Source organism: Bacillus sp. LK2 (assembly GCF_001043575.1).
Lineage (GTDB): Bacteria > Bacillota > Bacilli > Bacillales > Bacillaceae_G > Bacillus_A > Bacillus_A paramycoides.
The window spans coordinates 1-11,175 of record NZ_LDUK01000064.1; the positions used below are offsets into that span (position 1 = coordinate 1).

The window sequence follows — 11,175 nt, forward strand, 5'->3', positions numbered from 1 at the left end:
TAGTTGCACAAGATGAAGGATATTCCATACAGCTCTAATTAACATAAGATGACATTATCAGTAGTCAACAATGGATAGAATTTTCGTTATGGGGGAATTTTGATTTTCTAGGTTGATGAGTATGTGGCGGTACCACATGCCCATCAACCTAACAAAAATAAACTACCTCAAAATGATAAAACTGAGCAACTCAGGCAAAAACCTTGCTTTGGGGTAATAGGCCCAGATCGTAAAAGGCTATTCCATCACATCTTCAAAGCGTAACTACAATAAGGACAAGCCAGTTTTGGCTTGTCCTTGTTCCATGCCGCCCGGCGAATTCAAACGGCAATCACACCAAGCCGCTATTTGCCCTAGATCTATCATCCCTGCCACAACGCAGGCTTTGTCACCATGAACCATAACATCCCCATTAAAAGAACAATGTAAATCCAAACAGAACGCCGCAACACTTGAATCAAGGCATCCTTGTCTTGGCCCGTTTCGCTGAATTTCCGAATGGTCGGCGAAAAGGCGCGGGCCAGGAAAAATAATGAACTCGCCATGAGAATAAGGGTCATCACTATCCAAGGGGTCTTCCAAGTCCAAGGGCCCGCCAGTACAAGCAGAACCCCGGATGCAACCAGCACATGTCCGGCATGTTTGGCCAGCCTGACCGAAAATCGGAATACATCCAGATAAGCCTGCTGTGTTCGGGCCTCTGAAGCCCGCAGTTTTTTGATGAGCGGAAGCAATACAAAAAACGGACCGATGGATAAGATTACACTGAAAATATGTACATACAGAAGCAGTCGATACAACATGTCCATCCTTATATCACATTAACCTTCAATGGGACGGAACTCATGAACCCAAACTCTCATATTTGGCAGCCACGGCATGCCAGGGTGAAGAGACAGGATAGATTGCTTATATTCCTCCACATTCGCATAGCCTTCTTGACGGGCATGCTCATCAGTCAATTCGCCAAGTGACTGCGAATAGACCTTCTCCACAACATACCGGTGACCTTGAAGCTCCATCACTTCCCCGACATCCGCATATCTCCCGTTGCGGCGAGTAGCCATTTTCTGTCCTGCAAGCACTTTTTCAATGTCCTCCTGAATCGTGATGAGACGTTCAATCGTACATGTTTTTGGTGGTAAAGCGTTCGTTTCATTTTGGTTTGTCATCTGGGGCACTCTCCTTTTTTCATTTAAGTATAAGCCTACTTTATCATATAAAAAAATTATTCTATATAGCAAGTTTCTACTTAATAGGGATAACAAACTTTCATACAATGCATAGTTGTCTACGAAAATTCAGTTCATTTTTTCATTTTGGAGAACAAGAGATTTCTTAAGTTGATGGGCATGGGGTACCGCCAGCATTTTAGAAAAAAACCACGCTAAGCAAAAAATACAATAAGCTGCCCATATGGACAGCTCATTTACATAATTATCGTTAGCGGAAGTCATTTTAAAATTCTACATGTGGGCTTTTTCTTTGTTCTTGCGAATAACCCACCATACCAAAGATACAAGTAGTATGATAAGTGGTATTCCCTGAATAAAGAGAAATCCTTTCCAAAAATCAAGTACAGTACTGTCTGGAGAATCTGTTGCCATCACACCTATAAAAAGTGCCAATGGGCTTGCAAGTATATTTATCCCTAAACCGACCATTACGAATGGCAGATTTTTAGCCTTAATTTTTGGTGACCCAGCCTTAATGAATACAAATATTGCAGTACCAATTATAAGAAACAGTACCCCATAATAAAATACAATATACGCCATAATATCCCTCCATAACTTTAATTATACCATTGTGCCTGTGTGCTATTGTTTGGGTTGGACAAAAGAGAAAATTGAGGAATATGTAAAACAAGACCTTACTCCTAAACCTATTGAATTCATTCGTGAAAATATAAAAGAAAACCGATGTGGGTGCGAGATAAACAATCCTCAAGGAAGTTGCTGTTTGGGGAATGTTAAGAACTATATAAAAAGCCTTTCTTAGCAAAAAAGTGTAACATAAATGTTCGTTTTTGTTACACTTTGTATTTGAAAATATGAAATATCTTAACCGTTGAACTAGCTGTTGTAAAATGACAATAAAGTTATTTAATTATAAAAGATAGATAAAAACCAAGATTTTCGAAATACCTATGGTTATTTCGAAAAATATCCACCTTAATACCTGGATAAAAAACCTAGGTTTTTATTAACCTAATTCACTAAGATTAGTATTCACCTATCCACCTAAAAAATCAAATAAATCCATAAAAATCTATTTTAAATATACCTGTGCTAAATCTAATCTTCCTTTTCCATGCCCAAATTCTTTATGAACTATATTCATTACACCCTGTACTTGCTGATATATAACTTTAAATTCTTGGCCAATCCCATAGTCCGCACATTTTCAATTTGCCTTACAAAAGATACTTTCGAAGATCCTCGCCGTCTTCCCATATTTTCGCCGCGCTTCCCCATACCTTTCGGTCCTCACTCCCTTTTCATATTTTTCAATCCCAAAATACATTGATTCATTTTCATGATCTCAATACAAATAAATAATTATATATAAAAAGAGCCATTTCGGACTCAGAGTCATAGACACAATACAAGTGTCTGAATCTGAACCGCGAAACGGCTCTTGAATGTTTAAACGAAATAAAAAAAAAAAAAGCAAATCTATATCCAATTTAACATAAACTAAATTTATCTTCCAAGGGTTTTCGTTGACTTTTGAAGTAGAGGCTGGTTCGTCGTGTGGGAGCGAAATCCCACGTACTACGTATCTATCCATACGGTAAATGAAATTATTATTCGAGAGCACTAGCGGTTCGGCTCGTATAATAATAAATTCAAGCCGATGAACCTAGATAGTTGCTTTTGTATGTGTTGGCTTGATGCCGCCAAAACTCGAGCCGAAAAAAGTTTTGCAAGGATGTAGCAAAGTGAAGAAAGTCAGTAATAGTCAGGGTTTATAAGATATAGGGTGTACCTAAAAGAGAACACCCAAAAAATGTAAAATAACCAAAAAAAGATGCCAATAAAAAATGACATCTAAAATAGCTGTCATTTTTTATTATTAGAGTAACACCAATATTTCACGGATTCTGTACGCTAAGACTGTAACCTTTGATACAAAAAGGATTTCAACATAAAAACTAAAAATAATCGTTTATGGAACTCTATTTATTTTTACCAAAATAGACTGAGATACTTTTAATAGCGAAGTAAAAGCAAGATTTTCAACTGAAAATTCTCTTATCTCTTAACAGGGTAAATCATTGATAAAATGAAATAAGTGAGTGAAATCTATTTCAATATTACAATACATGCTTAGCCAATAACTCTGGTACAAAAAAATTATCATTATCAAAAATTTAAAAAATAATTAATCATAATTTACCCACATACAACATTATTAATTCAAATAACATATTAAATTTAAATTTATTTACCAAACAAACGAATCCAAAATGATTTCTTCTGTTCTGAAGCTACTATTAAGCGCTTGCTATCTTGTATTTCTTTTAATACCTGCATTAATTGAACATCTCTTTGTTCTTCTTTCATTATTCTTTGATTATTGGTTTCCTGTAAAATTTCACTTTGTCGATCCAACCTTTGAATTAACTCTAAATTAAATTGTTCTAATCGTTCAATACGTTCTCTTAATGCTTTTATGTGTTCTGAATCTGCTACGCTATCCGTAACAGCAGCTGCTACCCCATTTTCTGTAACACTCGTTATTACTAGATTTATAGCCTGTTCTAGCGTTATGTTTTTCTTGTTCGTAGCTGCTACCAACCGTTCTATAGTTGCTATATCTTTATGATAAAAAATTCTAGAATTATTGTTGCCACGCTCAAAAAAATACCCAACTTCCTCCAGGGCAAGGCAATATTTACGCAAAGTACTTGAGCCAATCCCTAATTTCTTGGCTACCTCAGATCCCCAATAAGTTTGAGCCATATTTTATCCTCCCTCTGTTCTAAGCTGTTCTTCAAATGCCATATAGTCTTTTAAGAGTACGATACATATTATTTTGCTTTGCTTTGTTGCTTCATTGATATTAACAACAAATGGTTCTAATCCATTATGACACCAACTTTCAAATAAAATTGTTTTAAAATAGAGAGGTCTTCATATGATTATATGAAAACAATAAATTGTGGTGAAAAATAGCCCTTCAACTGAAATCAAAAAAACTTCGTTATTTCGACGAAGTTTTTTTGATGCATCAATACAATAAAAAAACTTACCTAGTTATATACACACTTTAATAAACTGCATACACTAAACTATATAACAGCCTACTAGATAAGATTTCTCAAAATATAATCATGAAAGGAGACATCATGATTTATTCATTTAATAAATCTGATAGATTAATCCCTTTTAAAAAAATTACGATTGCTCAAAAACAGCCTGTAGAGATCTTTATTTATAAAATATACAACATGAAAAATCACAAAACATTATTATTCTAACTTTGCGACCATTTGGCGAACGTAATAAGTTAACATAGTATTTCTCCATTGTTTTTTGATGTTGGTATGCTCCTTACTTTTAGGTCTCTCGACTTGACAATAAAAGCAAATCGAGCCGGTAGACAGGGTCAAACCGTATCCGTTTGACAACCTACAAGGGTCTGGGATAGATAAATCGGTCAACTCTTTAATGCTCACTTCGTTCCGCTTACCGTTGACTGACACTTAATACATATGTTCTAACAAAAAATTGTTAGTTTATATAAAAAGGACATCTACAATCGTAAATGCCCAAACGTGTGATAAGGATTTAATTTCCAGAAACGTTGAATAAGATATAAACGACTAAACTTATATCTTATTCTCCAATTATATGGTTGTCTTTTTCAAAAGGTGCAAACTAAAGAGAGTACTCCCCGTTTAAGTACTCTCTTGTAAATCGTCTAAGGTAACATGTGAGATAGGACCTTTCACTACTATTATATGAAGTTCAACCCCAAATATGCCTAAAACGGTTCTGGTGCAAAATTCCTAACGGAATCGTATCTTATGTTGCAAGTCCAAACAATTGATGGATGAATTCTTTTTGATTTTGGACAGACTGGTTCCATAAAGTAATCTGTTCCTTTTTTATCATATGCATGGCTTCTACTCTAGAAAGAATGGATGTAGCTGTTTCAAAAGATTTAAGACCTAGCATAGAACGGATTCGCTTCTTTATAATCCGATGATCTTGTTCTACTATGTTATTCAAGTACTTTTGTTGTCTAAGTCGCATACCATTAATAAGATAATATCAGGCTGATAGTGCTTCCATTTGAACCAATTTTTCTTTTCCATACCGATCACACACCTTTTTAGAGTAATAGTATCCGTATGTCCAAGTTTTAGAGATTATTTGTAATTATCTTGAAATTTTTGTACCAGAACCGTTACTTCACTAAAGAACCCGTTCGTTGAATAAGGAATATGATACCATCTCAAGAAAAAGAAGCTAGCAATAAATTGTTAACTTCTCAGCTTAAGGCAAAATAGTATCTTTCCTTATCTTCTACTATCTAGATTGTGATTTAATATTTGTAAGATGAGCATCAAACATATCAATTATTTCAAGAAATCTATCAGCTTCACGAAAAACATGGTCTGCTAATAGTGGATGAATGATACTCTTTATTTTACATTGCTCAATTAAATCACGTGCCGTTTTCTTAAAGTCCCGAAGAGATGTGACTGACACACGATTTTGATCTAAAAATTGATCTAAAAGAGGAACTGTTTGAGATTGTGGCTTCATAGATTCTAAGTCAATCGCTTGATACATCAATTCATCAAAATCATTGCTAAAATTCCGGGCTGTATCTACAAGTTTTCTTTCCGATGGATCAAGAAGATGACCAATAAATTTAGCATGGTCTGCCATAATCCTTAAAAAGGAAACATTTTCTTTAATAATAGCATCAGGAAGAGCATTCAATTTACCTTCATTTAATTCAATTAAACGTTTTCTAAAATAATCAGCTTCCCTACTTGTATGATCAATTAACAGTGGAAAATTATTTTGCCCTGGCAATTTACATGTAAGAATTAACCCTAGAAGTTTTCGTTTAAATCCGAAAATATTAGTTGCAGCTTGTTGTACTTCTGAATTAAATCTTTTTATTTGTTCAGGATCTGTTTGATTTGTATAGGAATGTGCAATTTGTTCGATGTGTTCAAACAATCGGTAAAATTGATTAGCCTCTTGGATTAGTTGAGTATCCTCACATCTAAACCCCAATCGAAGAAATAAAGAATGCTCTTTCATGATTCTAGACCAAAAACGGATTTCATTTAATGATCGTTCAACAAACATTCCAGATGTAACACCCGTATCAAGATGTAATGAGGCTTCGTTCCTATTCATTTTCAATCCCTCCAGTAAATACTATGCTAGTTCTATTCTTATGAATAGATATAAATTAAAATACCATCAATAAAAGTTCAGTCTGGCTATAAAAATAGGGGTCCCACCACATCGCCATCAACCTAAAAAATCAAAATCCCCATATAACGAAATTACTATTCATTATTGACTACTGATAATGCTGGATTTTAATCCAGCATCAGATAATAGACGATAAAAAGTTAAAAACGTTTATACAACAAGCCCCGCATTTCATCTATATTTTTTCTTTATTGATAAAAAACGTTATAAAAGGAAAAGTATGTGGGCAAAACAACAAATACAACAAAAGAGCATAGCGTGTATATATCGTGCGCCAGCACTTTATATACCGTCCACCTGATACACCCAGGTAAACACTTACCATACTCTCAGGAATTATTGTACATCATGTAGGATTTCTTAAGTAACGTTTACCACATTGGTGACGTTGCTTTTTGTTTTACCAAAGCAGCCGAATAATGAAAACTCGTATCGATGTTATCGCAAGTAAAGAATCTTATTGCAACCTTTCTACGTTTGAAGAAGTAGAAGAATTAAATAAAACTGTGCGCACATACAGAGACACTATCCATATGTCTATTAAGCGTACCGATATACAATCTAAACTAATTGCATTACTTGAAATTTTAAAACTCCACAGCTGTAAATATGTAGGTGTTAGTTTCCTATGCAAAAATAGAATTGCTGCAAAGATGGAAGTTTCATATAAAACTGTGCAACGTTTAATGAAAAAACTTGTGGATCTAGAGATGATTAAACAAGTTGCTTTGAAGAGAACAAAAGATATGCTCCAAACTTTAAAAATATGCTATATTATCAGCTGCTTGTCCTATACGAAAAATCTCCGTAAGCATATATTAATATAGGTAAAAGCTAGTTTTTTACTTGAAATATGTTTTTAAAAGGGTGATAAAATGCATAATCAAAAAGATCAGGACAGATGCTTCCAGTGCGACTTTCTCTACATTGGTGATAGCTTCAACGACACCGTTAAGACTTTCGACCCGAAAACAGGGAAGTTCCTTGGCACTTTTGTCGCACCAAATAGTGGCAACTTGCATGGTCCTCGGGGACTTATCTTTAACCATATGGGCAATCTTCTTGTCACTAACCAGAACGTCGGACAACCCGTGAATGGCGACGTATTGAAGTTTAATGGGCAAACCGGGGCGTTTCTGGGCGAACTCGTCCGTTCAGCCGAACCAGGCGCTCCGTTGGCACCGCGCGGTATCGTACTCTCCAAACATAATGTCCTGTTTGTGGCAGATGTTGGTGACTTCGACTTTAACACGGGCATAGAAGTGCCTGGAGAAGTGCGGATGTACAATGGTTCCACTGGGATGTTTCTAGGCAACGTCGACCACCACTGCTTCAACCCTTTCCACCCCCGCGGATTGGTCTTCGGTCCTGACGGCTTGCTGTATGTCTCCGCCATTGACTTTTTAGATCCAAATAAAGGCTGGGTGCTGCGCTTCAACCTGAAATCAGGGGGATTCGATGTGTTTATTGTGAGTGATAACAAGAACAACCTCCATCGTCCCGAAGGTTTAGTCTTCGGTCCTGACGGCAACCTCTACGTCACTAGTTTCAAAAATCTTGATGATCCTAATGACACCGACAAAATTCTGATCTTCGATGGTGATACGGGCAAGTTTATCGGCAAGATTGACCTCTATGCCCCGGGAAAACCCCGTGCTTTCGCACAGGCACTCCTTTTTGGACCGGATGGAAAATTGTTTGTCCCTATTACGGGCCCGTTTGACAATGCTACGGGGGCTCCTACAGGCGAATTTACCGGTTCAGTACGGCGTTATAATGTCCATAGCAAGAAGTTCAAAGAGGTGGTCCCCCCTTATAAAAAGGGCGGACCATTGGGAGTACCGTGGTACCTGACATTTGGCAATACGAATCCCGCAACACTAGCTTACCGGTGTGACCGGGAAGAGAGCTGCGACCATCATCATCATCCACCTCATGGGGAATGTAGTGACGAGAGCAGTAGTTAACATTTGAATATATAAGGAAAGACCGCTTCTAGAGTTTAGAACGGTCTTTTTAAACCTTCTAAAAGGTTAGATTCACAATATCCTATGATTTGTTAAACGATATTCCATATTCAGCGAACGGGTGCTTATCTTGAATAAGATTTAAGCAATGATTTTCAACAATCGGGCGCGATTGTTGAGCAAACACAGGTAGAAAAATAATTAAACCTTTTTATGAAAAAAAATTCACTAGCAACAAATAACTCAAGCATTTTGATCAAACTTTATTACAAACCAACAGCATTCACGGCAAGCTTATGGGTTAATAATTAATCCACGGCAAAGATATGCTTCCTTTAGCGGCAACTTTATGGGTAAAGTCACAGAATAAGCCAAATGCTCTAGGAACAATACAAGGTTCCAAAGCCGTTCATAACTGTTGATTATGTTGACTAAGTATGTATATGATATATATCCAATAATGTTATTATATATGAAATTAAATACAATGAAGAGAAGAGTAAATAAAGTGAATTCTATACAGAGAACCCTCGTAGCCGAAAAAGGGTTAGAATTTCTTTATTGAAGTAAGGCTCAGATCAGCACATTGGAACCTGCTATAGGGGGATAGTGTGACGGGTGCTCCCGTTATAGAGCTAGGGTATAAGTATTTTTGTTATACCTGATAAGGTTAATATGGTGACGTATTAATAACCTGGGGTGGTACCGCGATCTAAAATCTCGCCCCAAGACAATTAAGTCTCGGGGTGGGATTTTTTTATTTTGTTTTAAGTGCTGCATTATATTTTAAGAGGAATTCAATTGAGTGTGAACTACTCGCCACTTAGCAAAGCTTGAAGGGGGAGCTTCTCAGTTCCACGACGAAAGCAACCCTTCATCTCCCTGAGCGTTACTTCGGAGTGTTCCAACCCTAGATGTCCAACGCTTGGACGCTCTTTTGGTACGGTTGATATTTTACGCAGGAACCGAATGGCTTGGTTTTCGCACTCTATTTTCTTCCTGCAACCTCATATATCAAGTTATCAAAGAACTTCATATAGCTAGTTTATCAAAAGTTTTTGGCTATGCCAAACCGAAATTCATCTCCCACCTACCGTTGGGCTAGCGCCCTTCACATGCTTGAGGAAGGAGAATTCTTTCGGTAAATTCGTTAAAAAAGCATTGGAAACTTGGCGGTATTCATCTATCTTATTGTTTAGCATTGGTGTTTCAAGTGTTGGAAGTTGGGTTTACTTTATTACTCTAAACCTTATCGTTCTTAACATAACAGAGTCGGCCATTGCTGTATCTGGTTTATATATTATTAGGGCTTTATCAACGCTGGTTACTAATATTTGGTCAGGAAATCTTGTAGATCGTTTACATCTAGTATCTTTTCTGTCTTCTATTCTTTTTAATGCATTCATAAATTTTATCCATGACAAACGCTTCATGTTCTGTCCAAATGGCTTCAGCTTCTTCTAATGTAACTACTCTAACTAGTTCCTCAATTGCTGTATCTTTAACTAAAAATGTAGCTACAGCTCCTGTAGATGTTGAATATTTACTGATAACTAAATTAATAATGTTATCAATCCCTAATACACTATTATTATGAGACTTATTTTCAATTTGGCTACTTGGGTTTGGTATTTCTTTATCGGACAGTTCTTTTAATCGGGAATTTAGAGTGAATTCTACATAACCGATTGGGGAATCAATATCTGAACGAAAACGTATATCCTCAATTATTTCTAATACAGTTTCTTTATGAGCCTCCCATTTTTTAAACACTTTAGGAAACACTTTTTCTTTACAGCGTTCTTCAAACCTTTTAATTTTTTGTTCAAATGTATTGGGCTGTTGAAATTTATCTAATTTCTTTTCAAAATGAACTAAATTGTGATCTTTCTTTTTCTGGCTACGGATAATAAATTTAATTTTTTGTACTTTCCTACCTAATTTAATTTCTTCATATTCAAAAGAAATATCTGTTTTTTGGTCCAATTCTTTTTGAGAAGGTTTCAATACACGTTGCTTAAAATTTGCATAGTTGGGGTATATATCCATCGCATCTAAGTAATACCTTAAATTTTCGAGACTAATTGTACGCTCCTTTAAATCTTCATATTGTTTAAGTAGTTCATAAATACGTATAGCGTATGTACTTTTCAATTTAATAACATTAGCTAGTCTATAGCTTGTAAACTTGCTGCTTAATTCTAATAAAAATGGCTTTAATAACGGATCGAAACGCATATCAATTGTTCCTTTATTCCTGTTATAAATTGCTGAAGAAAGCCAGGATACCTGTATCAGCTCTTCCCCAGCCCGAATTTCAATTACTTTTGATAATAATTCCTTTGTAATTTTACTTAACTCCGAATATTTAGTAGATCCATTTAGACCAAGTAGATCATGAAAATGTTTAATGGGGAATGTGTAAGTTTTAAAATCCCAATCATTGGGTTCAATATTACTAGCCAAACAAAGTAACATTTTTTGTTCCACTAAATTCAAACGTGAATTTGCTTCAATCAAAGTATTTGATTTTGAAACAATATTATTCTCTTTAATCTGTAAATCTTGATTTTTAGACATACCTACATACGTCCCTTCTTTCCTACCTCTACTGCTCTACTAACTATAACAAGTATATAACCAAATTTGCTATCTTTAGAACCATTTTCGCTATAGTTAAGCAACCAAATTTGCTATCTTTAGAGCCATTTTTACTTTAGTTAAGCAACCAAATTTGC

6 protein-coding genes, 5 pseudogenes and 1 other annotated feature are annotated in these 11,175 nt (G+C 35.7%); of the genes and pseudogenes, 4 read left to right on the top strand and 7 right to left on the bottom strand.

Features of this window, described 5'->3' with window-relative positions; genetic code table 11:
* Window positions 1-362: 362 nt before the first annotated feature.
* The 3 genes and pseudogenes from VK90_RS29445 to VK90_RS25545 all read right to left on the bottom strand — a co-directional run.
* Complete coding sequence (locus VK90_RS29445; protein ID WP_082148062.1) at window positions 363-803, bottom strand: DUF2269 family protein; 441 nt, start codon at window positions 801-803, stop codon at window positions 363-365.
* An 18-nt stretch (window positions 804-821) separates the two neighbouring features.
* Window positions 822-1,172, bottom strand: a complete 351-nt coding sequence (locus tag VK90_RS25540; RefSeq protein WP_002174967.1) for an ASCH domain-containing protein — start codon at window positions 1,170-1,172, stop codon at window positions 822-824.
* Window positions 1,173-1,484: 312 nt separating this feature from the next.
* Window positions 1,485-1,778 (bottom strand): annotated as a pseudogene (locus VK90_RS25545) (hypothetical protein); the annotation flags it as partial.
* A 34-nt stretch (window positions 1,779-1,812) separates the two neighbouring features.
* Here VK90_RS25545 and VK90_RS30950 point away from each other — a divergent pair.
* Window positions 1,813-2,001, top strand: a pseudogene (locus VK90_RS30950) (putative iron-sulfur cluster-binding metallochaperone); the annotation flags it as partial.
* Window positions 2,002-3,446: 1,445 nt separating this feature from the next.
* Here the strand turns inward: VK90_RS30950 and VK90_RS25550 are convergent.
* The 3 genes and pseudogenes from VK90_RS25550 to VK90_RS25560 all read right to left on the bottom strand — a co-directional run bounded on the left by VK90_RS25550 (window position 3,447) and on the right by VK90_RS25560 (window position 6,389).
* Complete coding sequence (locus VK90_RS25550) at window positions 3,447-3,968, bottom strand: DUF3967 domain-containing protein (protein WP_002174969.1); 522 nt, start codon at window positions 3,966-3,968, stop codon at window positions 3,447-3,449.
* Between the two features lie 1,065 nt (window positions 3,969-5,033).
* Window positions 5,034-5,267, bottom strand: a pseudogene (locus VK90_RS25555) (DDE-type integrase/transposase/recombinase); the annotation flags it as partial.
* Between the two features lie 273 nt (window positions 5,268-5,540).
* Window positions 5,541-6,389 carry a DUF2935 domain-containing protein gene (locus VK90_RS25560; protein WP_048376255.1) on the bottom strand — a complete coding sequence of 283 codons (849 nt, stop codon included), beginning with the start codon at window positions 6,387-6,389 and terminating at the stop codon, window positions 5,541-5,543.
* A gap of 500 nt (window positions 6,390-6,889) precedes the next feature.
* Between VK90_RS25560 and VK90_RS25565 the strand changes: the two are divergent.
* From VK90_RS25565 to VK90_RS30955, 3 genes and pseudogenes are all read left to right on the top strand, one after another.
* Window positions 6,890-7,228, top strand: a pseudogene (locus tag VK90_RS25565) (hypothetical protein); the annotation flags it as partial.
* A gap of 117 nt (window positions 7,229-7,345) precedes the next feature.
* Window positions 7,346-8,437 carry a Vgb family protein gene (locus tag VK90_RS25570; protein WP_048376257.1) on the top strand — a complete coding sequence of 364 codons (1,092 nt, stop codon included), beginning with the start codon at window positions 7,346-7,348 and terminating at the stop codon, window positions 8,435-8,437.
* A 478-nt stretch (window positions 8,438-8,915) separates the two neighbouring features.
* Window positions 8,916-9,168 (top strand) — a binding site (T-box leader).
* Window positions 9,169-9,556: 388 nt separating this feature from the next.
* Window positions 9,557-9,802: pseudogene (locus VK90_RS30955) on the top strand (hypothetical protein); the annotation flags it as partial.
* Here the strand turns inward: VK90_RS30955 and VK90_RS25575 are convergent.
* Complete coding sequence (locus VK90_RS25575; RefSeq protein WP_002174974.1) at window positions 9,803-11,017, bottom strand: replication initiation protein; 1,215 nt, start codon at window positions 11,015-11,017, stop codon at window positions 9,803-9,805.
* Between the last annotated feature and the right edge of the window lie 158 nt (window positions 11,018-11,175).